The sequence below is a fragment of the Lentilactobacillus kefiri genome (assembly GCF_009739535.1).
Classification (GTDB): Bacteria; Bacillota; Bacilli; order Lactobacillales; family Lactobacillaceae; genus Lentilactobacillus; species Lentilactobacillus kefiri.
Genome location: NZ_CP029971.1, coordinates 1,817,635 through 1,841,582, shown reverse-complemented (window position 1 = coordinate 1,841,582; position 23,948 = coordinate 1,817,635). Strand labels below are relative to the sequence as shown.

Here is a 23,948-nt window from a genome sequence, read left to right as displayed (position 1 = left end):
CCTACATCACTTTATTAGATACATTAAATTTTGAATGTTAAATATTACAGAGAGGAAAAATGAACTGCATGCATACCCGATCGCAATGGAAACAAGTACGATTAACAATTTCCCCGGCATTGCCCTCAATGGGATATAACGCTCGATGTGGATTTCTTGAACTGTCCAAAACGCCATCGTGATAAACAAAAGATATGTAATCAATGTAATCAGCGCTTGAATGCCAATTGTATTCATTTGAGTCTCCCCCAATTCAAAGACAACTATATCATAAAGACGCGAACTTGTCTTAACATTTCCGTTTCTTTTTACAAATTGTAAGTATACATTGCTATGATACCACGATATTTGATTACAACATAATAATAAAAAGCGAAAATGACTGGTAAGAACGGAAACATAAATACATCATTCACAAACAACGATAATGAAATATTAACCTGATTACACGAATAATACAAGAATAAAAACCGATAATCAAAAAAGCTGTAACCATTGATTGGTTACAGCTTTTGAAGTATCTTGATGTAATTCTGAAATAATAATTTGATGAATTATTTTCCAGCAACATTGATACGGTTGATTGCACGGCGAAGAGCAACTTGAGCACGATCAAGAGCTGCTTTATCCTGTCGTTGACGGGCATCGGCAATTCTCTGTTGCGCGTTCTTCTTTGCTTTTTGCGCACGGGCAATATCAATATCATTTTGAGTCTCAGCACTGTCAGCAACGATTGTTGCAACATTGTTAGAGAATTCGATAAAGCCACCGTTGACAGCAATATCGTCTTCCTTGTCGTCGTATTTGACTCTCGTCTCATCAACGTCAAGTGTTGCAATAATCGGAACGTGATTAGCCATGATTCCTAGTTGTCCCGACTGAGTTGAAACAACTATCATACTAGCAGTATGCTCGTAAACTTTTCCATCGGGAGTAACGATACTAACGGTAATAACTGAATTATCAGCCAATTAGAATCCCTCCTTAGTTTGCAGCACTCTGCTTTTCATTTTCTGATTCCTGTTTCATTGCCTTGGCTTTTTCGACAACATCCTCGATTGGTCCACAGTTACGGAACGCATCTTCTGGAATATCATCATATTTACCTTCAAGGATTTCCTTAAAGCCTTTAACAGTATCTTGAACTGAAACATATTTACCAGGTAAGCCGGTAAACTGTTCAGCAACTGAGAAGCTTTGAGATAAGAAGAATTGAATACGACGAGCACGGTTAACAATCGTCTTTTCCTCGTCTGACAATTCATCCATACCAAGAATTGAAATGATATCTTGAAGTTCACGATATCTTTGAAGCACATGTTGGACTTCAGTAGCAACTTTATAATGTTCTTCACCAACAATTGCTGGATCCAAAGCTGATGATGTTGAAGCTAATGGATCAACGGCAGGATAAATACCTTGTTGAGTCAAGGAACGTTCCAAGTTGGTAGTGGCATCCAAATGGGCAAATGTTGTTGCTGGAGCAGGGTCGGTATAATCATCGGCAGGCACATAAACGGCCTGGATAGATGTAATCGCACCCTTCTTGGTAGAAGTAATTCGTTCCTGCAACTGACCCATTTCAGTAGCCAATGTTGGCTGATAACCAACGGCTGATGGAATACGGCCAAGCAAAGCGGAAACTTCTGAACCAGCCTGAGTGAATCGGAAGATATTATCAATGAACAACAGAACATCTTGGCCTTCACGATCACGGAAGTATTCCGCAATTGTTAAACCAGTCAGGGCAACACGCATACGTGCACCAGGAGGTTCGTTCATCTGACCATAAACCATGGCAGTCTTTTCAAGAACTCCTGAACCCTTCATTTCGAAGTACATATCATTACCTTCACGGGTTCGTTCACCAACACCGGTAAACACAGAAATACCATTGTGTCCTTGAGCGATGTTATGAATTAACTCTTGAATCAAAACGGTTTTACCAACTCCGGCACCACCGAACAATCCAACTTTACCACCACGAGTGTATGGTTCCAATAAATCAATAACTTTAATTCCTGTTTCAAGAATTTCGGTTGATGGATTCAATTGATCATACTTTGGTGCATCGCGGTGAATTGGCCAACGCTCTGCGTCAGGGCCAAATTCTGGGCCGCCATCAATTGGATCTCCAAGAACGTTAAATACTCGACCAAGAGTATCTTTACCAACTGGAACACTAATGGATGCTTCAGTATTGTCTACTGTCATCCCACGACGAAGGCCGTCGGTTCCATCCATCGCAATAGTACGCACGACACCGTCACCTAAATCAAGGGCAACTTCGACAACAAGAATCTTGTCATCTGAGACGTGAATATTTAAAGCAGTGTTAATTTCTGGTAATTTATCGTTCAAGGAGAATTCAACATCAACAACTGGTCCAATAACTTGTATAACTTTACCAGTAGAACTCATGTTAGTTAATTCCTCCATTCAAATCTTTTCTAATGACTAAGAGCCTCTTGACCACCAGTGATTTCAGTAATTTCAGTCGTAATTGCAGCTTGTCGAGCACGATTATACTCCAATTCCAAAGATGAAATTAAATCATCGGCATTATCTGAAGCTGACTTCATTGCAGTAGAACTTGAAGCATGTTCTGAAGTCTTGGCATCAAGGATTGCTCCATAAACCAAGCTTTCAGAATATTGAGGCAACACAACGTCCAACACTTCTTTTTCAGAAGGCTCAACATCATATTCGGCACTCATTGGTTTAACTTCAATGTCCTGACTGGCAGCTGACGCAATTGCTTCGTCATCGATTGGAAGCATTTTTTCAGCTCGGAATCGTGAAATAAGGCGGTTAACGAAATGTTCGTAACATACATACAATTCATCAAATTGACCTTTGTCATACATTGATGTCACCATCTTGACAATCTGACGAACTTCATTAAATGTTGGAACATCGCTAACACCACGATATTCATAAGAAACGTTATCGCCACGCTTCTTATAAAAATCTGATCCAGTTCCACCAACAGCCAGAATTTGGAAATCATTCGAACCGGAATGCTTTTCAATAAATTCGTTAGTTTCACGGATAACGTTGCTATTATAACTACCAACCATCCCACGATCGGAGGTGATAATTAAATATGCGCTTCTCTTAGTCTTAGACTGATCTTTATCAGCTGAATGACCTGAGGATTTGTTTAGCCCATCTAAAATGTGAGATTGGGCTAAATGCAATACAACAGATTTGATTTGGCTTGCATATTCCGCATAACTAACCGTATGCTTTTGGATTTGGTTCAGTTTTGCCTGAGAAACCATTTCCATGGCATTGGTAATTTGTCGCGTCTTCTTGGTAGAAGTAATCCGATGTTTAACATCGTTCAGCGAAGCACCCATGTAATCTCACCCTCCTTAAAACTAGTCATTTGAAGCAGCTGATTGATCATCATTTGATTGTTGATCATTTTGCTTGCTTGGTTGGAAAGTTTGTTCAAATTCTTTAATTGCAGCGTCCAGTTTACCTGTGTCAGGCAATTGACCAGTCTTAGTAATTTCATCCAACAAATCTTTGTGATTTTGATCGAAGAAATCAAAGATCTCTGTTTGATATCTCAAAATATCGTCAATTGCAACTTTATCCAAGAATCCGTGGGTCAAGCAATAAAGAATAACAACCTGCTTTTCAACAGGAATTGGAGAATGAAGTGGTTGCTTCAAAACTTCAACGGTTCGGGCACCACGATTTAACTTGGCTTGGGTTGCTTCATCAAGGTCAGAACCAAATTGAGCAAATGATTCCAATTCATGATATGAAGCCAAGTCAAGACGTAAGGTACCAGAAACTTTCTTCATAGCCTTAACCTGCGCATCACCACCAACACGAGAAACAGAAGTACCAGCATCAACGGCTGGACGAACACCAGAATAGAAACTATCGGCATCCAAGAAGATCTGTCCATCGGTAATGGAAATAACGTTGGTTGGAATATAAGCTGAAACATCCCCTGCTTGAGTTTCAACAATTGGAAGAGCAGTCATTGAACCGCCACCCAACTTGTCACTCAATTTAGCAGCACGTTCCAACAAACGTGAGTGGGTATAGAAAATATCACCAGGATAAGCTTCACGGCCTGGAGGACGACGAAGAATAAGTGATAATTCACGGTAAGCATCAGCTTGCTTTGATAAGTCATCGTAGACAATCAAAACATGTTGACCTTTATGCATGAAGTACTCACCCATTGTAGCGCCGGCATAAGGTGCGATGTAAAGTAATGATGCTGGTTCGGAAGGTCCGGCTGAAATAACAGTCGTATAATCCATAGCACCATACTTTTCAAGTGTACTTACGGCAGTCCGAACAGTTGATTGTTTCTGTCCAATTGCAACGTAAATACATTTCATATTCTGACCCTTTTGGTTCAAGATCGTATCAATGGCAATTGAAGTCTTACCAGTTTTACGGTCTCCAATGATCAACTCACGCTGACCTCTACCAATTGGAATCAAAGAATCGATCGCTTTAATACCAGTTTGTAATGGTTCTGAAACTGACTGCCGATCCATAACACCTGGCGCTTTATGTTCAATCGCCCTGTGATCGTCGGCCTTAATAGGTCCTTTTCCATCGATTGGTTCACCGAGTGAATTAACAACTCGTCCAATCATATCGTCCCCAACGGGAACTTCCATAATTCGGCCGGTTCTTTTTACAGAATCACCTTCACGAATACCTGTGTCGTCACCTAAAATCATGATACCAACATCATTGGCTTCAAGGTTTTGTACCATTCCGTAAATGCCGTGACCGAAGTCGAGCAACTCTCCAGACAACGCATTTTCGAGACCATGAGCACGAGCAATACCATCACCAACATATGTAACGATACCTGTTTCTTGAACGTCGAGCTCGTTCTTATAGCCTTGTAATTGTTGCTTAATAAGAGCACTGATTTCCTCAGCTTTAATGCTCATAAGTTTCACCTCTTTAAATAGATATCGTTAATTCAACAATAATTCTTTGACTTTATTAATTCGAGTTTGAACACTACCATCAATAATGACATCTGAGGATCGAATGACAATGCCACCGATCAATGACTTATCGACTTTCGTGTCAAAAATGGCTTTTACCGCACCAACTCGTTTTTCAAAAGCTTTTGCCAGCCGATCAAGCTGATCATCATCAAGCGGTGTTGCAGATACAACCTGCGCTCTGACAATCTTCTTATCGTCTTCATAGAATTTCTGGAACTGATCAATAATGTCTAGGATCTGTGGAAAACGTCCGTAGCTGGCAACTACTTTAAGAAAATTATTAATAAAATCTGATGCATTTTTGGTGATAGGAGCCAGTAATGACTTTTTCTCGTCATCAGAAACTCGCATATCATTTAGAATATCAATCAACTTCGGATTAGCAGCAAAAATCTTACGTAATTCAAGCAAATCAGCGTAACCAGTTTCAAGCTCATCAGAATCGCTTAGAACTTCAAACATGGCTTTTGCATATTTTTTTGAAGCGCTAATATCATCTAATGTCATTTCTGCTTACCCAACCCTTCAATATAAGAATCAACAAGTCCTTTTTGATCATCTTCGTTCAATTCTTTTGAAATGATCTTAGATGCAATTTCAATAGAAAGACTTGCCACATCTTTTCGAGAATTAGCCAAAGCTTCTTGTCGTTGTTGTTCAATATCCTTTTCAGCAGAACTCTTAAGATTAGATACTTCACTTCTAGCATCTTCAACGATTTGTTCACGTTGTCTTTGTCCATTCTGTTTGGCATTGTTAATAATACCGCTTGCGTCATCACGGGTTTTATCTAATTCAGCCTGACGTTTTTGTGCAAGTTCAGCTGCCTTAGTCCGTGATTCCTTTGCAGAATCAATATCATTAACAATTTTATCTGAACGGTCTTGCATCATCTTAGTGACTGGCTTCCATGCAACGATCTTGATCAACCACATTAAAACAAGGAATGTGATCATCACGAAAAGCATATCACCAACATAAAGCTGAGCTCCAACTACTGAATATGAAAACATCAATCGGCACCTCCTTCTTTGTATATTTAACTAAACTAGTAATTACTTGTTCATAACTAGCAAAGCAACAACGAAGGCGATGATAGGCATAGCTTCAACCAAACCAACACCAATGAACATGTTACTACGAAGTTGTCCGGATAATTCTGGCTGACGAGCCATACCTTCCAACATCTTTGAAATTAAAATACCATCACCAACAGCTCCACCGATAGCGGCACCGGCCATTGCAATACCTGCAGCAATTGCTCCCATAATTAAAAATCCTCCTTAATATTATCCAAAATATTTTTGCTAATCTTCAAGCTCGAGCTTTCGTGAAATATATACCGATGATAACGTTACAAAAACATAAGCTTGAATACATCCAATAAAGACTGAGAAGCCTGTCCATGCAAGCTCAAGGATGAATGAAACAATCCACATTACCGCTCCACCATGTGACATACCAAGAATTATTCCAAGAAGCATTTCACCTGAAAGGATGTTACCAAATAGTCGCAAACCTAACGTTAAGAAATTAGTGAACTCCTCAAACAAATTGATTGGTAGGAAAAATACGAATGGTTTCAGATAATTCTCAAAGTGCCCCTTATAGCCTAATTTGCGAATGCCCAAGAATTGAGCCAGCGTCAAAGTCATAAGAGCCAAAGTCATCGTAATAACCGGATCAGAAGTTGGACTTTTGACATATGTTACACCAGAAATATCAATGTGCAAGAAAAGTCCTTGCAAGTTTGCAATTATGATGAACATAAACAATGTAAAACCCCATAATCCTAAGGTTCTACTTGTTTCTCCGGAAATTGAGCTTCGGACAATACCATTAGTAAAGTCTACCGCATATTCTAAAACATTCTGTGCTTTGCCCGGCTTCAAAGTTAGATGCCTCGACAACGCATATACAAGGACTAAAACGACAACGCAGGCTAGTGATATTGAAATCATATTACCAACGTTAAAAGTCAGTCCTAAGAATTCAAAAGTAGAAGCAGCAGAATCTCCCACAAAATCTCACCTCTTTCCTCGATGTAATCTCGCATGCAAATCAATCTGGTTTTGGTCCAGAAGACATTAATACCAAAGTGAAACATTGCGATGGTACTGAACACATTACAGTGTTCAAATACAATTGAAATCATACCACCAATCATGGCAAAATTCAAAGCAATATTAACATGGTAACTTCCTATGAGCCGTAGCATTCAAGGCTATATTGGACAACTGTCCAATCGGGATAATGTGAAATAAAGTGTTACTGCATAACCAAAAACACATGCTAATGAAAACATTTTCCACACACCCAATTTGACACCAACAGCCTTAAAAATTTTGCACACAATTTTTTAATTAAAAAATAAAGCTGAGCGCAAAACAGACGTTTTGCTCCAGCTTTATTTGGTTATTTCGTACCAAACAAACGGTCTCCAGCGTCACCGAGTCCAGGTACAATATAACCCTTGTCATTTAATTTTTCATCAAGTGCAGCGGCATAAATATCAACATCTGGATGAGCTTTTTGAAGTGCTTTAACACCTTCTGGTGCGGCAACCAAACAAACAAACTTGATGTTTGATGCGCCACGCTTCTTCAAAGCATCAATCGCCATGATTGATGAACCACCAGTTGCAAGCATTGGATCAACAACGAAGATTTGACGTTGATCGATATCTGAAGGCAACTTTACAAAGTATTCGTGAGGTTCCAAAGTCTTTTCATCACGATACATTCCAATATGGCCAACTTTGGCTGCTGGAATCAAATCCAAAATTCCGTCAACCATTCCAATTCCGGCACGCAAAATGGGAACAATTGCAACTTTCTTTCCAGAAATCTGTTTTGCATGTGCAATTCCTTCAGGTGTTTCGATATCAACATCTTCCAAAGGCATATCACGAGAAACTTCAAATGCCATTAAAGTGGCAATTTCGTTAACGATCTCCCGAAATTCTTTTGTCCCACAATTCTTATCTCTAATCAATGACAGCTTGTGTTGAATCAACGGATGATCCATAACTTGAAACTTACCCATTATCTTCCAACTCCTTTTTGTATTCCGAAATAATTGTATCACATATATGACATGTAAAATCACACAAAAAGGCTTGAAACCTAAATAGTTTCAAGCCTTTAAATTATTAATTATTAATTGGATGTTCTTCAGTCAGCTGTTCAACTTTAGCAGAAACATCTTTTAAGTTATTTTCATCAGTTGGATTATCGATTACCTGCAAGATCAAATTGGCAACAGCTCTTGCGTCGTCTTCTTTGAATCCGCGAGTTGTGATGGCTGGAGTGCCAAGACGCAATCCGCTGGTCTTTGAAGGTGGCAGAGGGTCATTAGGAATTGACTCTTTGTTGGTGGTAATGTGAACGGAATCCAAGACATTCTGTAAATCTTTTCCATTCAGTGAAGTCTTAGTGAGATTGAGAGTCATCAAATGATTATCAGTTCCCCCAGTTAAGACTGAAACTGTCTTTGAGTTCTGGAATACTTCCGCCATTGCTTTGGCATTCTTGATAATCTGCTCACCGTATTGCTTGAATGCAGGTTGCAAATCTTCATAGAACGCAGCGGCTTTTCCGGCGATAACGTGTTCCAAAGGACCACCTTGACTGCCTGGGAAGACTGCGGAATTGATCTTTTTGGCATATTTTTCTTTTGCCAGAATCAATCCCCCACGTGGTCCCCGCAAAGTCTTGTGGGTAGTCGTTGTGACAACATCGGCAACTGGAACAGGACTTGGATGAAGTCCAACTGCTACCAATCCGGCGATGTGAGCCATATCAACCATCAAATAAGCACCCACTGAGTCGGCAATATCACGGAATTTCTGCCAGTCGATAATTCGGCTGTATGCAGAAGCTCCCGCAATAATCAGCTTAGGATGAACAATTTGGGCGATTCGATTGACTTCATCGTAATCAATTAACTGAGTCTTTGGGTCAAGACCATATGAAAATGAATCATACAGCTTACCAGAAAAACTGACTTTGGCACCATGACTCAAATGACCACCGGCATCCAATCCCATCCCTAAGATTCGATCACCAGGCTTAAGCAAAGCTGCGTAAACCTCTTGGTTCGCCTGTGAGCCTGAGTGAGGCTGCACATTGGCATATTCGGCACCAAATAATTCTTTGGCACGATCAATCGCCAATTGTTCAACGACATCAATGTACTCACAGCCGCCATAATATCTGCGGCCAGGGTATCCTTCAGCGTACTTGTTGGTAAGCACGGAACCCTGAGCGGCACGAACAGCGTTTGATACGATATTTTCAGACGCAATCAGTTCGATATTATGTTCCTGACGGTTCTCTTCGTTGGCAATGGCATCCCAAAGTTCTGGATCCTGCTGTTTATAATCGTAGTTCAACTGCAACACCTCACTAATTTATTTGGTACAAATAAATTATAACTGCTTGAAATGCATTTGCCCAGCGGATTTGTTCAATCTATTCATGTAAGCCTCTCCAATTCCCGTCGGAGTAATTCCCTGAGTAAAAATAATTTTATATGCAGGGTGGTTATCAAAATCACGTAATTCGGCAAAAAGATCGTGAGCAGCAGTTTTGGCATCTTTACCAAGTGAAATAACATCGGCATTATCAGGCCAGTTGATTGAGTGAATGACATCGTCAAATGCCATGACACCAATCGGCTCTGAATGCTTTGAAATCCAGTCGGCGACGTCATGCCAATCGTCATCGGGATCAACAATATAAACCTGAGCGTTTGGTGCATAATGCTTGTACTTCATACCAGGTGCTTTTGGTGTCTGCTTGGCGCCAACGTGATGAAGCTCATCAATAACCGGTCGGTGAATAATGGCTTCAATATCTTCTTTGGTAACCGCTCCGGGACGCAAAATGGACGGAGTTGCCACTGACATGTCAAGAATCGTTGACTCAACCCCAACCGTTGTGGGCCCGTCGTCCACAATCGCCGCAATCTTACCATTTAAATCATGATAAACGTGTTGCGCCGTTGTGGGACTCGGTTTACCGGAAGTATTTGCGGAAGGACCGACGATTGGGACTCCTGCCTTGGATATTAAATCCAAGGTCGTCTTGTTGTTAGGAAATCGAAACGCTGCGGTGTCCAATCCACCCGTAACAGTTTTTGAGAGCGCGTTGGGCTTCAACTTAAAAATCATCGTTAAAGACCCGGGCCAAAACTTTCTCATGAGTGCCTTGGCTTCATCAGAAAACGGCTGAGTATATTTCTCAGCCATGGCCACGTCAGACACTGTCACAATCAAAGGGTTGTCGCTTGGACGTCCCTTTGCCGCATAAACTTTTTTAACTGCGGACTCGTTGGTGGCATCCGCACCCAATCCATAAACGGTTTCAGTAGGAAAAGCGACCAATTCACCCTGGCGGATAAACTCAGCAGCCTTTCCCAATTGATTTGCTTTTAACACTAAAGTTTCCATATTATATAGCCTTCATTTCTTTACTTGGATCATTCGTTGATTGCCAGCTACGTCATGTTTGGGAACAACAACGGCGCCTGGCATTGTCTGTGCAAAAATGTTGCTGACAGCTGCCTGCTGCCGAAAACCAATCTCTAAATACAATTTGCCATGCGGATTCAAGTGATGTTCCACCCCGCCGGCAATTTGCTTGTAAATGGCAAGTCCCTCGTCTTCAGCATACAAAGCCAAATTCGGTTCATTATCAATGACGCTCTTATCCATATAGGGCTGTTCATCCTTGGCAATATAGGGTGGATTCGACACGATCAGATCAAATGACTGCGGAATCTTGGCAAACACATCACTGATAACAAACTCAATGTCAGTATGATTCAACTTGGCATTTTGTTTTGCCACTTCAATTGCTTCCGGGGAAATGTCACTTGCTGTCACTTGCCAGTGAGGACGATTCTTCTTCACGGCAATCGCAATTGCCCCACTACCCGTTCCAATGTCCAAAACATTCATTGGCTGATCGGAATTATCTGCCAATACCCAATCGACTAATTCTTCGGTTTCAACACGGGGAATTAGGACATCCGGAGTTACTTTCAACGTCAAACCGTAGAAATCAGCTTTGCCGACAATATATTGTGGTGGGACACCAGAAATCAGCTGCTCAACAGCTTCTTGAAATCGTTCCCACTGCTTTCCGGGCATCTGAGATTGATAGTTAATCAGAAGATCGGTTGAAGAAAGATTAAACAGTTTCTCCAACAAAAAATCAATATCGTACATATCCAGTTCTGAGGAATCCTTGATACGAAAAGAAGCCCACTTCCGGGCTTCAAAGTAGGTCACTTTATTATTCTCATTCTTCATTGGTTAAATTCTCAAGCTTTTTGGCCTGATCAGAAACAATCAGTGCGTCAATGATCTCATCAAGCTCACCATTCATAATCCGATCCAATTTATTCAACGTCAAACCAATTCGATGATCGGTTACTCGGTTTTGTGGATAATTGTAAGTTCGAATTCGTTCAGAACGGTCACCGGTACCAATAGCCGACTTTCGTTCAGCGTTGTACTGGTCCTGTTCTTGTTGTGCATAGTAGTCGTAAACCCGAGCCTTTAAAATCTTCATGGCTTTTTGACGGTTTTGCTGCTGTGAACGTTCATCCTGCATTGCCACAACGATTCCAGTTGGCAAATGAGTCATTCGGACAGCTGATGAAGTCTTGTTAATATGCTGACCACCGGCACCAGATGACCGGTAAACATCCACTCTGATATCTTTTGGATCAATATCAATGTCGACATCTTCTTCTTCAGGCATGACACCAACTGTCGCAGTTGAAGTGTGAACTCGGCCGGCAGATTCGGTAACGGGTACCCGTTGAACACGGTGAGCCCCATTTTCGTACTTCAGCTTTGAATAGACCTTGTCCCCGGTAATCATCAGGACGATTTCCTTAAATCCACCAACTTCGGTTTCATTCTTATCGATGATCTGGACTTTCCAGCCCTGACGTTCAGCATACTTGGAATACATGCTGAATAAATCAGCAGCAAACAAGCTTCCTTCGTCACCACCGGCAGCCCCATGAATTTCCATAATAATGTTTTTCTCGTCGTTGGGATCTTTAGGAAGCAACATCACTTTCATTTGATCTTCCAACTTTTCTTTTTGTTCAGTTAAACTGGAAATCTCATCTTTAACCATGGTCTCAAGATCAGAGTCATCAATTTTTTCGCGGAGCATTTCTTTATCGTCATCAAGCTGCTTGTTAACTTTTTGATACTTTTTAAAAGCCGCAACCGTATCTCGTAAATCAGCCTCTTCTTTAGAGAGCTTCATGAACTTTTGCGTATCTGCAATCACTTCTGGATCACTAATTAATTCGTTCAGTTCATCATAACGGTCGACGACTGACTGTAATTTGTCGAAAATTTCGTCCATTTAATATTCCTCACTTTGTTACTTGATAGGTGGATTATAATAATGTTTTCTGCAGACGGGATAATAGGATTCATTACCACCCATCTGGATTTGTTCGCCTTCATATACCGGCTTGCCATCGTGGAATCGCAAGTTCATAATGGCCTTTTTACCGCAGAACCAACAAATGGTTTTCATTTCTTCTATCTTATCTGCGTACAACAATAAGTATTCGGATCCTTCAAACAGATTGTTTTGAAAATCGTTCTTCAATCCAAATGCCATCACTGGAACGTTCAGCTCATCAACGATCTTGGCAAGTTCCATAACATGCTTTTTCTTTAGGAACTGGGCCTCGTCAATTAAAATACAACTGGCATGGGGATTGAGTTCCTGAACCAAATCAAACACGTTGGTGTCTTCATGAATCGGTTCGGCTTTACGTTCCAAACCAATTCGAGATTCGATCATTCCCTGCTTCTCACGGGTGTCTAAAGCACTGGTCATAATGATAACACTTTTATTTTGCTCTTCATAATTATGAGCAACTTTGATAATTTCGATTGTTTTGCCGCTATTCATTGCACCATATCGATAAAATAGTTGAGCCAAAATATCCACCTTTTTCCTTTAGAGCTTCCCTTCCATTATACAGAAAAACATCTGAAAATCGATAATAATGAGAAAATTATCGCAGACCCTCATTATTCCAAATTGAATTTTTTATCGAAGCTTTAAGGTGGAGGCTTATGTATGTTCAAACGGTTTGGCATATGCTAAACTTAATGTTTGATTAGTATCATTATGTACTTCATTTAAGGGAGTAAAACTTATGTCATTAAAAAGCTCAATTGCAACTGTAGCCGGTAAGTCCTCTTACTGGTTCCTACACACTTTCTTCAAGGGCGGCAGTTCGCTTCCCGGAAAGATCACCAAACGGCTCGATCCGGATATTCTTGCAACACTTGGCCGGGATTATGATGTCATTGTCATTACCGGAACCAACGGAAAGACTTTGACCACCGCATTGACCGTTCAGGTTTTAAAAGAAAAATACGATAATATTTTAACCAACCCGACCGGCTCAAACATGGAACAGGGAATCATCACCACTTTCCTTCATGCGCCAAAATCGAAGGGTAAGCGGCCATTGGCTGTTTTGGAAGTTGATGAAGCAAACGTTATTATGGTAACAAAATACATCAAACCAAAAGCATTTGTATTTACCAACATCTTCCGGGACCAAATGGATCGCTATGGTGAAATCTATACCACATACAACAAGATTTTGAATGGTGTCGCATTGGCACCCAATGCAACAATCATTGCCAATGGTGATGCCCCAATCTTCCATTCAAAGCAACTTCCAAATCCGATTGTTTATTATGGATTTAATAATCAAAAGGATAGCGACATCAAAGCAACACCAAACACTGATGGTGTCCTATGTCCACAGTGTCAACACGTTTTGCACTATCGCTTTATCAGTTATTCCAACTTGGGCAAGTATTTCTGCCCCAACTGTGGCTTCGAACGGCCAAAGCTCAATTTTGAATTGAATAAGATTACCAACCTGACACCAAAGTCATCCTCATTTGAAATTGATGGCGAACCGATCAAAATCGGGATTGGTGGTGTCTACAACATTTATAACGCTTTGGCTGCTTATTCTGTTGGCCGTTTCATGGGTGTTTCCCCTGCTCAGGCAAAGAAGGCATTCGAAAAAGGTGAACGCATCTTTGGACGTCAAGAAGAGATCAATGTTAACGGTAAGTTGGTCACGCTGATTCTCGTTAAAAATCCGGTTGGCCTTAATCAAGTAATCGATATGATTTCAACCGACAGGGATCCCTTTACGTTTATTGGTTTACTGAATGCCAATTATGCTGACGGAATTGATACCAGCTGGATTTGGGACGGCGACTTTGAACGCCTGCCAAAGATGAATATCAAACAATTCATCACCGGTGGCGAACGATACAAAGATATTACCTACCGTCTGCAGGTTGCTGGCGTTGACCCGAAGAAACATTTGGTTGAACCGGACTTGGACAAAGTCGTTGAAATGATTCCAAAAACACCCACAAAAAAGGTTTATATCCTCGCAACTTACACGGCTATGCTACACTTAAGAAAAGTTTTTGCTGCAAAAGGTTTCATCAAGGGAGGCATGGGATAATGGCATATTCTTTAAATGTGTGTCACCTTTACGGTGATTTGATGAACACTTACGGTGACTTGGGCAACATTTTAGTATTGAAATACTTGGCCTCCAAAATGGGGGTTGAGTTAAATTCCGAAGTCATCAGCTTGGATCAAAACTTTGACCCGGACAAATACGATATTATTGTGTTTGGCGGTGGTCAGGACTTTGAACAATCCATTATTTCAAAAGATATTCAGTCTAAGAAACAAGCTTTAACCGACTTTATCGAAGACAACGGTTCAGTTGTTGCAATCTGTGGCGGCTATCAGCTGTTGGGCCATTACTACATCGGTGCCAATGGTGAAAAATTAATGGGAATCGGTGCGTTAAACCATTACACCGACAAGCAAAAGGATCACCGTTTCATCGGCAATGTGGTTATCGAAAATGAAGAAACCGGTGAAAAGTACCATGGATTTGAAAATCATCAGGGAATCACCTTCCTGGGTGACGGTGAACGACCACTTGGAAAAGTTCTTGAAGGCCATGGAAACAACGGTCAAGATAAAACCGAGGGTGCAATTCATAAAAATGTCTACTGCACCTATTTTCACGGTCCAATCCTTGCCAGAAACAACGACATTGCCAAACATGTTTTAATGAATGCGCTTAAGAGAAAATATCCAGACGCTGACTTGGCATCTCAAGCAGCCCTTAAAGTTGGTCCGACATTTTAAATTAAAAGGAGCCACAACGATTGTTGTGACTCCTTTTTGATACATACAATTAGTCTTTTGGACGAACATTTTCTTTCACAAACGTTCGGATCAATTCACTTCGGTATGGGAAAAATAGTTTATTAGTGGCGTTCGGGTGAACCCGATTGGATAAGAATACCAGTGCCTTGTGGGTTACACGATCAACCACAATCAATGTTCCAGTGTAGCCGGTGTGAAGAATATATGGATGGTCGTCAAAGTGACGAAGGATCCAGCCAAACGAACGATTCTTCATGCGGCCTGGAGTCTGGTCGACAAACAGTTGATCCAACCATTCATCAGGCAGAAAGTCGGGGTATTGAATATCGCCCAACAGCCATCTTGAGAAATGGACTAAATCATCCAATGTCGCAAACAATCCGGCTGAACCACAATCTGCACCTAAAATTCTGGCTTTGGGATCATGAACTGTACCATGAATCAGACCCTTGCCAGGGATCAGTTCTGTTGGAACGACGTTGTTGATTTGATCCGGTACGAACGTGGCGTGTTTAAGTTCAAGCGGTTTTAAGACCATTTCACTGATCAATTGTTGAACAGGCTCGCCCATCACCTTGGAAGCAATCCATCCCAAAAAGATGTAATTATAATCCTGATAGTGAACCACCCTGCCAATGTCTGGCCCACTCTTCAAATTGAGTAGTGCGGGCATCAATTCTGATTTAGGCAGCTGATTGCGATTGGGAATATACCCAACGATATCCGATGTATGGGTCAATAAATGGCGCACCGTCACTTGTGGGGACTGCCATTCCGGAAAATATTTACTAAAAGAGTCGTTTAAAGAGATTTTGCCTAATACAAGTAGCTTTAAAATCAGGTTGGTTGTTCCAACAACCTTGGTCAAAGACGCAAGGTCGTACAGTTCCCCACTGTGAAGTGGCAATTTGTCGGGCACCAGTTCCTGCTGACCAAAAACATCAGCCTGAATGCCGTCATCGTCTACGATTGCATAACTAACCCCCGGCACAATTCCCAGCTGAACAAATTGGTGAATTTTTGCGACAGTATCTGGATAATCCATTGACGATTTCCTTTCGTGATGAAAATTAATTGTGTTTATTGTACCGCTAATAGCGGAATGATTAAAGATTCCATCACGTTTGGCCAATCCAAAAATTTCTCCCGAGACGTTTCATATTTGTTACAATAAGATACGTAGAACTGCAAGGATAGGAGGAAAAGCAAGTGGCAAGTAATTCAGACACAATTTATCATGTACTTTCATACATTAAGGCCCATCCTGACAAAGTGCTGACTAAGCCGTCCACCTACGATAACGTTGTCGAAATGTACCTGGATGACACCGTCAAATTAGGCAATCCGGAAATTTATTTTCCAAAACAAAAGTTGGAAGTTAACCGAATGTCATCGGATTTCATGACGATGTACGGTGACCTACTCGACTATTTCCATGATATGACGCAAGTTAAAGACGCCAATTATCATGAGTTGTGGATCACAACCTCACACCTGATTGATAAGCACAAATACTTAGTTGATCTGTCTTTTGAATAAACGGTCAACATAAAGGAGAACAACTTTTGATTAGCACATTATTCGATGTCATCACCAAGCTTTCGTCTTATGCAATGGTGATCTTTTTTGCGATGTTTGTGTATTTTAAAGTCACTGGCAAACACGGCAAGTATCCATATGGCAAATATGCCCTCATCTCGCTCGTTTTACTGGTCGTCTTTGGAACATTGTTCTTTAATTCGCCCAAGGGCAAGGAAGTCATTAAAAAGGGCAATGCCGAGCAGGCTGAAAGAACTGAAAAGACAACCAAGAAAACCAGCAAGAAGCCGACTAAATCCACTGAGGATTCAGTCAAGCACACTTTGAGCACCACTCACAGCCTCTTATTTGAACATCAGAGCAAAATTGTGACGAGCCCAAGAATCTTCAATGTTGAAGTCACTGACAAGCGGGATACAGTTGAATCATTTCGACTGACGACAATCGCCGTTTTGAAAGCAATCAAGAATTCCAAATATCAACAGTATGACACATTCAACATTACCTTTAACCGGGACTTGGGCAATAACAAGAAGCGAAAGATCATTAAGAGTACATTTACAAAAAATACTTTGACAAAATTAAATCTGGATCAGCTTCAAACGAACCAGTTAAAGGCCAAAGCAGATAACTATTATGAATCAAAATAATACACAAAAACGACTGCGAATAAATTTCACAGTCGTTTTTATTTTGTTAACTGGTAACTTTCATCAATTAAATCGGTAATTTGTTTGAAATCTAATTGTTCCAACCTCATCGCCAACCAGTGATTTTTATTCATATGATAGGCTGACAGGAATCCTGGTGTCCCCTGGCGGAACTCGACTTCCTTTGGATCAAGCTTAATATCCATGATTGCTTCAGAGCCGCTGCCTTCAAGGCCGAGTTGTTGCTTCCTAACCTGCATGACCAAGCCAAACCATTTCCGATTATCCACATGCCGAAGGACCGCATAGCTGGGATACTTTTTCCAAAGATATTCAGGACGGACATGGTATTTGTTTAAAACATAAGTCATCACTTCATCAACGGGCAAATTTAACTCTCCTAACTCAAAAGTATTAGAATCCTTAATCACGAAAATTAGTTTCAATCCAATGTAGTATCATATCCCATCTCTTTAACAAACTTCAAAACGTCTTTTGATGCCACAAAAGTTGTCTTGTGTGCAAGTGAAGTGAACCCCAAAAGTGCGGATGAAATGTCATTTTTTTACTCAAAATAGTCCGATTAAACATAGAAATGAACATTTTTTTGTGATTATTAATCAGATCAAATATCCAATGTTTGTTTAACTAAAGCAAATTGATCCATGATAATCTTTGTATTGTAAAAAAGTTGTAAAACACCTTGAATCCGATAATTATGGTGATAGCCTGAATTTAGTTCAATTAATAATGAGATGAGAACCGTGAATAATCCAGTTCTGGATTTATAACAGCAATTTACTGATAAAGATGATCCACAAAGATTGGAATTGAAGCACAGTAGTCGAAGCCATATATGCAAGAGTGGCTTTAGCATCTTCTGTAAGTGATTCTATTTACTCCTTGTGCTCAATGACTCTTGGAACCTAGTCTCCTTTTTGGTTTACTTTTCCAATTGAAGATAAGAGTGGTTTAGTGATTTCTGGCAAGCAAGAATACAATTCCGTAATTTTAAAGAATGTTTATTTTACTTATGAACAATATGAAGCTTTGAAAAATGTTGGTTTATGCTTCGAGAACATAAGAAATTACAATTGGTGAACCTTCAGAAGCTGAAAAAACAATCACTATTACATTCTGACCAGGCTTTATCCAATTGATAAAGGAGAACTATTGCTTGGAAAAGCATCTGCTTACAAATACACGTTACATAGCTAACGTATATTATTTAGTATTGTTAATCAATAAAATAGTATCTTATCCTACTCTATAAAGGATAATTTATGGTTTGGAGTAGATACAGATGATACGACATTAACCATGCTTTAGATTTGCTAATGTGCCATGCAATATTAGTTTAATGCCAAAAAGAATTTGAACTATTGTTGGTGAACAAGACGTTAAATTATCCGGTGAACAACGTCAGACACAACAAATTGCTAGAACATATTTAAAAGAGACACCAATTATTATTCTAGATGAAATTACTTCAAGCTTGGATTCCGATTCCGAAAAAATATATTAACGTCACTGGAATGATTAGGGTCTGTCTGGAAACAAAATAATCGTGTATAATCTTGATAAAAAACAAATTGAGGTTTTCGCCGATGACAATTCCGAAACGTTATGAAATTACTGATGAGCAATGGGCCCGGATTGAGGACCGTTTTCCGCCCTATAAAACCGGACGCCCACCTAAAATACCTAATCGCCAAGTTTTTAATGCGGTTCTCTGGTTGCTAAAAAGTGGCGCCACCTGGCGTGATATTCCTGAACGATACGGTTCATGGAAAACCAGCTATAGTCGTTATCGTAGTTGGGTTGATGCCGGCTTGTTTGAACGGATCTTTAAGGATTTGATCGATGAACCGGATATGGAAAATATCAGCCTCGATTCAACTAGCATTCGAGCTCATCAAAAGGCCACGGGCGCTAAAAAAACGCCCGCTGTGACGTTGAGAATCAAGCCATCGGTCTAAGCCGTGGTGGTCGAACCACTAAAATTCATGCGGTGGTGGATGGCCTTGGAAATCCATTATGTTTTATCCTTACCGGCGGCCAAGTTCATGATAGTCGGGCAGCTGAACCATTACTGCGACAATTAGCTTTAGCCGGCGTTAATCTGATTGCCGATAAAGCTTATGGGACTAAGGAACTGCGCCAGTATATTGAAGCTGAAGGCGGTCAATATACGATTCCACCTAAAAGTAATGCCCAAGACAAGTGGGATTGTGATTATTACGTCTATTGTGAACGCCATTTGATCGAGAATTACTTTAATCAATTGAAGAATTACCGGCGGATTGCGACGCGATATGATAAACTAGTGCATGTTTTTCTACAAACCATTTACATTGCTTCAATTTTGATTTGGCTTAAATAGTTTCCAGACAGACCCTAGTAAAAGGCAGAACAGTTATCTTATTTACGGATTGCCTATCAACAATTGTATATTCAGACATAATTCATTACGTTGGTAACCATCGAATACTTACTTGTGGAACTCATAAAGAACTATCGACAAAATTGCCAGAATATAAAGGATTTGTGAGTGAACAGAAACTATAAAGTTATATATAGGAGGATCTTATGCGTAAGGGATATTTAATAAGTAGTCTGGTAAATATAGCATTTTTGATTGGGTTGATATTACCCTGCCCATTTAATGGTAATAAAGCTAAGGCAGCTTCCTATAAGTCAAACATTCAGTCGTATGAGGCCTTAACGACTCCGAAAATTATCCATCCAAGTTGGATAAAAGGAAATGAATATAAAAACTTTGATATTATCTTAAATCCGAAACAGCCTGGTAAATTTTTACACCAGGCTACATCAGTTAATACTCCGGGTAGTTTACAATTCAAGCACTACCTAACAGCAAACAAAATTGGAACATATTATGGTCAGCCATTGAGAATATTAATTAAATGGAACCATTATTTAAATCAACACCATTTAAAATGCTCTTGGTTTAAAAATCGTATGGTACTTAAAGTTAGTGGTCGGGTAAGGTCTATCGATAAGGTTTTTAATATTAGACTTCAGAAGGCTATTTATCACAATAACCCTGTTCGTTTTGGGACAAGAAAAAACTATATACCGAAAGAATTGTCGAGAACTGTTTTAACGATAATTGGGATCACGGATTACAACTATCATAATGTATTTAGCGATTCTTTTAATAATTCAGAAATGAAAGGAGAAAAATCGAATAGAGGCAAATCAGATGTTAAAAAAATTATGAGACATTATGATGGAGAATATCTATATCGTAAGGGATTAACTGGTAGAGGAACGGAAATAGGTATCATCGCTTTTGGAGCTGCTAAGAAGAAAAATGTGATACATTTTTGGCAACATGAAGGAGCAAGTACTAGTCAAAAGAGATTAAAAATAAGAGAAGTTTTTTCAAATCGATTTGAAAAAACTCCAGCTGGAAAAGATGATTTAGAAGCAACACAAGATGCAGAAATTGCTGGTGCAATTGCCAAACGTGCAAAAGTTAAAATCTTTTTTGTTCCAGAACCATACCCTAATATTATGAATTTTCTCAATGCTTATCTGACAGCCTTTGATGATCCAAAAATATCAGTAACAACTAGTAGTTGGGGTCTTGGAAACCAGATAGCTTATTTAGCACGTCACCGATTGGTCACGCCACATTATCGCTACCTACTTAATTTAGTTTTAGCTCAGGGTGCTCTAGAGGGGGACTCTAATTTTACTGCAGCAGGTGACTTTGGAATTCACGGAGAGTTGAGATCTACGTATAAAAATCATGCATTATTGGATTATCAAAACACAGGACAAGATCCATTAGCCACGAACCCCTTTGTAACAAGTGTGGGAGCAACAGTTCGCTCTTTCACTATAAAGGAAAATGGGTATATGTTTAGATATCGAGGCCCAGAAACTGCATGGGGATTTGCTACAAATATTTGGTCTAATTACCAAAAAGAAAACATATACTTGCTATTGCTAGAGAAATGATAGGCGGCAGTGGTGGCGGCTTTGCTCACTTTTATCGTACACCCAGTTATCAAATCGGTATTCCTGGGATTAATACATTTCATGCGCGGCAATACTTTTCTTATAGTTTGCTACCAATAAATGGCACGCCACCGCTTCTTAGTGGAAAAGACTATGGTCGAAATTATCCTGATATATCGGCAAATATGATGGGATATCAAGTTTACCAGCAAGATGGAAAAGATTCATGGGGCATTTCTGGTGGAACAAGCATTGTTGCTCCACAATTTGCGGGAATTGCTGCCTTAATTGATAGTTCTCCTGGCCATAAAAAGATGGGATTCTGGAATCCTCAGATTTATCAATTAGCTAAATATGGCAATTCGGTATTTAAGTCATTGAATGGAACAACTAATAATTGTAATAACTATTATACTGGAGAGCCTGGGAAAGTGTATAACCAGGCTACTGGTTTAGGAGTTCCCGATTTTAAAAAGTTATTTTTAAAGTATCAATAGATGTATTTAACTTGGAAAGCTCTAAGGGCCAACTAAGTTGGAAAGTTGAAAAGGAGAGACTCAATGATGAACTCGGATGTGCGGAAGTATATGAATACCGATAGTATCTTTTATGTTATGACTAAGTCTGAGGTAAGTTTGAGTTACCTTTCACAACGGTGCTATTTAATGTAACAGATTGGTTAGATAACACGAATAATTCGGGAAGACACATTGGAGTTCCTCAGGCAACTTTTAAGAGACGGTATAATAAGTCAATCATCTTTTATAAGACTTGAATTGTCAAACTAAGTGCAACGGTTTGTCAAAAAATACTTCATATGGGGTTTCATAGTTTAACACTTTGCGAGGACGTTGATTTAACTGCTTTTGGCAGTGTTCAACGTCCTGTTCTGTATAATTATCAATATCTGTTCGCTTGGGAAAATATTCCCGGATTAATCCATTTGTATTCTCATTTGTTCCACGCTGTTCAGGCGAATATGGATCGGGCCAATAGACAGTAACACCTAACCTTTCGCTGATTTCATCAAGATGAAGAAATTCGGTCCCATGATCTGGTGTAATAGAATGAACAAATTCTTTAGGAATGGCCCCTAACAGTTCAACTAAGCCTTTATTTATCTCCTGCGAGTCCTTTTGCACAACCTTTTTGATAAGCGTAAGCCGACTAAGCCGATCGACAACCGTTAAAAGGATGGAGTGACCCGTTCGACCAATCACAGTATCAATTTCCCAGTCACCTATACGTTGACGCTGGTTGATAAAACCAGGGCGCTCATGGATCGAGATATAGTCGGTCTGTACTTCTCGATGTCGTCTAGTATTCTTTGAATGCCGAGTCCGATGTTTATGTCTGAGATGGCGCTGAATACCGGTATCACCACGTGAGGAGTACTTCTCACCTAAATTGTGTTGATAGATATGACGGTAAATTGTGTTGTAGCTAACACACCATTGATGTTCCTTATTAAAGCGAGCGGTAATCTGCTCTGGTGACCAGTGCAGATCTAAGATGTAATGAACAATTTGACGACGTAATTGTGGATGGCTGTCTAATAGTCGCTTCTTGTGACAATTCTGCCGCTTTTGATGATAGTCATTATCTGCTTTGCTTGGGGAATAATTACCTGCACAACGTTTTAACTCCCGTGAAATAGTGCTTGGATTTCGCCCCAGCCGTAACGCAACAGCCCGGATAGATAACCCCTTAGCTCGTAAAAACATAAGTATTTCACGTTCTTTTATAGTAAGATGTTTATAGCTCATACCGGATACCTCGAATTGTTTGATTTGGTCGTTAAACAGATTCTACCCGGTATGGGTTTATTTTTTTACTTTGTGTTGCATTTCAATTGTAAATTCGCCAGTTAAAAAAAGGAACTCACGGATGGTACGGGGCATCTTGGACCGGTGCGAATGGAACAATGAATATGAAACGCAGTACATATCGAATCAACGGTAAAAAATATGCTGCATTCTACAATATTGATTGGAACTTCTTTGGCAAGCTTCCTAAAAGGACAAAAGTAAATGTTGGGTTTCACCATCTAACCCAAAAAGCTTATTCAGCCCATCCACTTGCAAAAGGGATGCTTCAATAATCATTTTGAAGTTAACCCCGATAATTGGAGATAGTTAAAAACTTTTAAGCCCACAACTGGTCGTTGTGAATTCGGTATTCAATCGAACTCATGGCGGCCAATTTTGCTTCTATGCTACGAACTACCACATTGGTGACAATTTAGTTTTCTCCAGTAAAAATAACGAAACGTACCAACCAAAGTCAAGCCACAGTTATGCGTCGAAAATTTTATCGATAACTACGATCCAAAAAAGTTACCGTCCATGCTTTCCCCTACACCTATGCAACCCTCTGGATCAACTCCTAAAGAAGTTCGAGGACAACTCGGCCACGCTTCAATTATAACCACTACGGATATTTACACACCTACAGGCCAAGGGAACAACATGATTCAGCCAAGGAATTAG

Annotated in this window: 26 protein-coding genes; 8 read left to right on the top strand and 18 right to left on the bottom strand. The window is 40.0% G+C overall.

Annotation, left to right across the window (positions count from 1 at the left end; translation table 11 throughout):
* Window positions 1-6: 6 nt before the first annotated feature.
* The 15 genes from DNL43_RS08705 to DNL43_RS08635 all read right to left on the bottom strand — a co-directional run bounded on the left by DNL43_RS08705 (window position 7) and on the right by DNL43_RS08635 (window position 12,988).
* On the bottom strand, window positions 7-177 hold the full coding sequence (locus DNL43_RS08705) for a DUF1146 family protein (RefSeq protein ID WP_254004271.1): 171 nt from the start codon (window positions 175-177) through the stop codon (window positions 7-9).
* A gap of 377 nt (window positions 178-554) precedes the next feature.
* Window positions 555-971 carry a F0F1 ATP synthase subunit epsilon gene (locus DNL43_RS08700; protein ID WP_056981511.1) on the bottom strand — a complete coding sequence of 139 codons (417 nt, stop codon included), beginning with the start codon at window positions 969-971 and terminating at the stop codon, window positions 555-557.
* Between the two features lie 13 nt (window positions 972-984).
* Window positions 985-2,421 carry a F0F1 ATP synthase subunit beta gene (gene atpD / locus DNL43_RS08695; RefSeq protein WP_179286813.1) on the bottom strand — a complete coding sequence of 479 codons (1,437 nt, stop codon included), beginning with the start codon at window positions 2,419-2,421 and terminating at the stop codon, window positions 985-987.
* A gap of 29 nt (window positions 2,422-2,450) precedes the next feature.
* Entirely contained in the window at window positions 2,451-3,362 is a 912-nt protein-coding gene (locus DNL43_RS08690; protein ID WP_056981509.1) for a F0F1 ATP synthase subunit gamma, read from the bottom strand.
* A gap of 21 nt (window positions 3,363-3,383) precedes the next feature.
* Window positions 3,384-4,940, bottom strand: a complete 1,557-nt coding sequence (atpA, locus tag DNL43_RS08685; protein WP_056981507.1) for a F0F1 ATP synthase subunit alpha — start codon at window positions 4,938-4,940, stop codon at window positions 3,384-3,386.
* Between the two features lie 27 nt (window positions 4,941-4,967).
* Window positions 4,968-5,510: an ATP synthase F1 subunit delta gene (atpH, locus tag DNL43_RS08680; RefSeq protein ID WP_054769337.1), complete on the bottom strand. Its 543-nt coding sequence runs from the start codon at window positions 5,508-5,510 to the stop codon at window positions 4,968-4,970.
* Complete coding sequence (gene atpF / locus DNL43_RS08675; protein WP_054769338.1) at window positions 5,507-6,016, bottom strand: F0F1 ATP synthase subunit B; 510 nt, start codon at window positions 6,014-6,016, stop codon at window positions 5,507-5,509. The genes atpH and atpF overlap by 4 nt, the downstream gene beginning before the upstream one ends.
* Before the next feature lie 42 nt (window positions 6,017-6,058).
* Window positions 6,059-6,271, bottom strand: a complete 213-nt coding sequence (gene atpE / locus DNL43_RS08670) for a F0F1 ATP synthase subunit C (protein WP_013727677.1) — start codon at window positions 6,269-6,271, stop codon at window positions 6,059-6,061.
* A 39-nt stretch (window positions 6,272-6,310) separates the two neighbouring features.
* Entirely contained in the window at window positions 6,311-6,964 is a 654-nt protein-coding gene (atpB, locus tag DNL43_RS08665; RefSeq protein ID WP_235805500.1) for a F0F1 ATP synthase subunit A, read from the bottom strand.
* A 454-nt stretch (window positions 6,965-7,418) separates the two neighbouring features.
* Complete coding sequence (gene upp / locus DNL43_RS08660) at window positions 7,419-8,048, bottom strand: uracil phosphoribosyltransferase (protein WP_056981505.1); 630 nt, start codon at window positions 8,046-8,048, stop codon at window positions 7,419-7,421.
* Between the two features lie 106 nt (window positions 8,049-8,154).
* Complete coding sequence (gene glyA, locus DNL43_RS08655) at window positions 8,155-9,405, bottom strand: serine hydroxymethyltransferase (RefSeq protein ID WP_054769340.1); 1,251 nt, start codon at window positions 9,403-9,405, stop codon at window positions 8,155-8,157.
* A gap of 27 nt (window positions 9,406-9,432) precedes the next feature.
* On the bottom strand, window positions 9,433-10,455 hold the full coding sequence (locus DNL43_RS08650) for an L-threonylcarbamoyladenylate synthase (RefSeq protein ID WP_056981503.1): 1,023 nt from the start codon (window positions 10,453-10,455) through the stop codon (window positions 9,433-9,435).
* Window positions 10,456-10,467: 12 nt separating this feature from the next.
* Entirely contained in the window at window positions 10,468-11,319 is an 852-nt protein-coding gene (prmC, locus tag DNL43_RS08645) for a peptide chain release factor N(5)-glutamine methyltransferase (protein WP_056981500.1), read from the bottom strand.
* Window positions 11,309-12,397, bottom strand: coding sequence for a peptide chain release factor 1 (gene prfA / locus DNL43_RS08640; protein ID WP_056981498.1), 1,089 nt, complete (start codon window positions 12,395-12,397; stop codon window positions 11,309-11,311). The genes prmC and prfA overlap by 11 nt, the downstream gene beginning before the upstream one ends.
* An 18-nt stretch (window positions 12,398-12,415) precedes the next feature.
* On the bottom strand, window positions 12,416-12,988 hold the full coding sequence (locus DNL43_RS08635; RefSeq protein ID WP_054769341.1) for a thymidine kinase: 573 nt from the start codon (window positions 12,986-12,988) through the stop codon (window positions 12,416-12,418).
* A gap of 220 nt (window positions 12,989-13,208) precedes the next feature.
* Here DNL43_RS08635 and DNL43_RS08630 point away from each other — a divergent pair, with 220 nt between their 5' ends.
* On the top strand, window positions 13,209-14,555 hold the full coding sequence (locus tag DNL43_RS08630) for a Mur ligase family protein (RefSeq protein ID WP_056981496.1): 1,347 nt from the start codon (window positions 13,209-13,211) through the stop codon (window positions 14,553-14,555).
* On the top strand, window positions 14,555-15,259 hold the full coding sequence (locus DNL43_RS08625; protein WP_056981494.1) for a type 1 glutamine amidotransferase: 705 nt from the start codon (window positions 14,555-14,557) through the stop codon (window positions 15,257-15,259). The genes DNL43_RS08630 and DNL43_RS08625 overlap by 1 nt, the downstream gene beginning before the upstream one ends.
* A gap of 49 nt (window positions 15,260-15,308) precedes the next feature.
* Here the strand turns inward: DNL43_RS08625 and DNL43_RS08620 are convergent, their stop codons facing one another.
* A complete protein-coding gene (locus DNL43_RS08620) occupies window positions 15,309-16,325 on the bottom strand; it encodes a serine hydrolase domain-containing protein (protein ID WP_056981492.1) in 1,017 nt (338 codons plus the stop codon).
* A 164-nt stretch (window positions 16,326-16,489) separates the two neighbouring features.
* On the opposite strand from DNL43_RS08620, the gene DNL43_RS08615 reads away from it, so the two are divergent.
* Window positions 16,490-16,819 (top strand): hypothetical protein, encoded by a 330-nt coding sequence (locus DNL43_RS08615; RefSeq protein ID WP_054769342.1) that lies wholly within the window; start codon window positions 16,490-16,492, stop codon window positions 16,817-16,819.
* 26 nt (window positions 16,820-16,845) lie between these two features.
* Window positions 16,846-17,469: a hypothetical protein gene (locus DNL43_RS08610; protein ID WP_054769343.1), complete on the top strand. Its 624-nt coding sequence runs from the start codon at window positions 16,846-16,848 to the stop codon at window positions 17,467-17,469.
* Between the two features lie 38 nt (window positions 17,470-17,507).
* Here DNL43_RS08610 and DNL43_RS08605 read toward each other — a convergent pair whose 3' ends face one another.
* Window positions 17,508-17,858 (bottom strand): MmcQ/YjbR family DNA-binding protein, encoded by a 351-nt coding sequence (locus tag DNL43_RS08605; RefSeq protein ID WP_095344930.1) that lies wholly within the window; start codon window positions 17,856-17,858, stop codon window positions 17,508-17,510.
* 1,218 nt (window positions 17,859-19,076) lie between these two features.
* On the opposite strand from DNL43_RS08605, the gene DNL43_RS08595 reads away from it, so the two are divergent.
* The 3 genes from DNL43_RS08595 (at window position 19,077) to DNL43_RS08585 (ending at window position 21,956) form a co-directional block, all read left to right on the top strand.
* Window positions 19,077-19,852, top strand: a protein-coding gene (locus tag DNL43_RS08595; protein ID WP_094753971.1) for an IS5 family transposase whose coding sequence is annotated in 2 segments (ribosomal slippage) — window positions 19,077-19,404 and window positions 19,404-19,852 — 777 coding nt in all. Because the reading frame shifts where the segments join, the coding sequence is not laid out codon by codon here.
* A 206-nt stretch (window positions 19,853-20,058) separates the two neighbouring features.
* Complete coding sequence (locus DNL43_RS08590) at window positions 20,059-21,459, top strand: protease pro-enzyme activation domain-containing protein (RefSeq protein WP_056982415.1); 1,401 nt, start codon at window positions 20,059-20,061, stop codon at window positions 21,457-21,459.
* Entirely contained in the window at window positions 21,456-21,956 is a 501-nt protein-coding gene (locus tag DNL43_RS08585; RefSeq protein WP_054769904.1) for a S8/S53 family peptidase, read from the top strand. Before DNL43_RS08590 ends, DNL43_RS08585 begins: the two co-directional genes overlap by 4 nt.
* Before the next feature lie 282 nt (window positions 21,957-22,238).
* Here the strand turns inward: DNL43_RS08585 and DNL43_RS08580 are convergent, their stop codons facing one another.
* Complete coding sequence (locus DNL43_RS08580) at window positions 22,239-23,225, bottom strand: IS30 family transposase (protein WP_014562415.1); 987 nt, start codon at window positions 23,223-23,225, stop codon at window positions 22,239-22,241.
* Between the two features lie 164 nt (window positions 23,226-23,389).
* On the opposite strand from DNL43_RS08580, the gene DNL43_RS08575 reads away from it, so the two are divergent.
* Window positions 23,390-23,560, top strand: a complete 171-nt coding sequence (locus tag DNL43_RS08575) for a hypothetical protein (protein ID WP_156645063.1) — start codon at window positions 23,390-23,392, stop codon at window positions 23,558-23,560.
* Window positions 23,561-23,948: the final 388 nt, after the last annotated feature.

What these genes read in the sequence shown, in the direction of transcription:
- DNL43_RS08580 (WP_014562415.1), bottom strand. Translation starts at nt 23,225, where the DNA reads ATGAGCTATAAACATCTTACTATAAAAGAACGTGAAATACTTATGTTT.
- prmC (WP_056981500.1), bottom strand. Translation starts at nt 11,319, where the DNA reads ATGAAGAATGAGAATAATAAAGTGACCTACTTTGAAGCCCGGAAGTGG.
- atpB (WP_235805500.1), bottom strand. Translation starts at nt 6,964, where the DNA reads ATGATTTCAATATCACTAGCCTGCGTTGTCGTTTTAGTCCTTGTATAT.
- DNL43_RS08620 (WP_056981492.1), bottom strand. Translation starts at nt 16,325, where the DNA reads ATGGATTATCCAGATACTGTCGCAAAAATTCACCAATTTGTTCAGCTG.
- atpF (WP_054769338.1), bottom strand. Translation starts at nt 6,016, where the DNA reads ATGTTTTCATATTCAGTAGTTGGAGCTCAGCTTTATGTTGGTGATATG.
- DNL43_RS08705 (WP_254004271.1), bottom strand. Translation starts at nt 177, where the DNA reads ATGGCGTTTTGGACAGTTCAAGAAATCCACATCGAGCGTTATATCCCA.
- DNL43_RS08590 (WP_056982415.1), top strand. Translation starts at nt 20,059, where the DNA reads ATGCGTAAGGGATATTTAATAAGTAGTCTGGTAAATATAGCATTTTTG.
- atpH (WP_054769337.1), bottom strand. Translation starts at nt 5,510, where the DNA reads ATGACATTAGATGATATTAGCGCTTCAAAAAAATATGCAAAAGCCATG.
- DNL43_RS08630 (WP_056981496.1), top strand. Translation starts at nt 13,209, where the DNA reads ATGTCATTAAAAAGCTCAATTGCAACTGTAGCCGGTAAGTCCTCTTAC.
- atpE (WP_013727677.1), bottom strand. Translation starts at nt 6,271, where the DNA reads ATGGGAGCAATTGCTGCAGGTATTGCAATGGCCGGTGCCGCTATCGGT.
- atpA (WP_056981507.1), bottom strand. Translation starts at nt 4,940, where the DNA reads ATGAGCATTAAAGCTGAGGAAATCAGTGCTCTTATTAAGCAACAATTA.
- DNL43_RS08650 (WP_056981503.1), bottom strand. Translation starts at nt 10,455, where the DNA reads ATGGAAACTTTAGTGTTAAAAGCAAATCAATTGGGAAAGGCTGCTGAG.
- DNL43_RS08625 (WP_056981494.1), top strand. Translation starts at nt 14,555, where the DNA reads ATGGCATATTCTTTAAATGTGTGTCACCTTTACGGTGATTTGATGAAC.
- atpD (WP_179286813.1), bottom strand. Translation starts at nt 2,421, where the DNA reads ATGAGTTCTACTGGTAAAGTTATACAAGTTATTGGACCAGTTGTTGAT.
- DNL43_RS08575 (WP_156645063.1), top strand. Translation starts at nt 23,390, where the DNA reads ATGAAACGCAGTACATATCGAATCAACGGTAAAAAATATGCTGCATTC.
- upp (WP_056981505.1), bottom strand. Translation starts at nt 8,048, where the DNA reads ATGGGTAAGTTTCAAGTTATGGATCATCCGTTGATTCAACACAAGCTG.
- prfA (WP_056981498.1), bottom strand. Translation starts at nt 12,397, where the DNA reads ATGGACGAAATTTTCGACAAATTACAGTCAGTCGTCGACCGTTATGAT.
- DNL43_RS08585 (WP_054769904.1), top strand. Translation starts at nt 21,456, where the DNA reads ATGATAGGCGGCAGTGGTGGCGGCTTTGCTCACTTTTATCGTACACCC.
- DNL43_RS08690 (WP_056981509.1), bottom strand. Translation starts at nt 3,362, where the DNA reads ATGGGTGCTTCGCTGAACGATGTTAAACATCGGATTACTTCTACCAAG.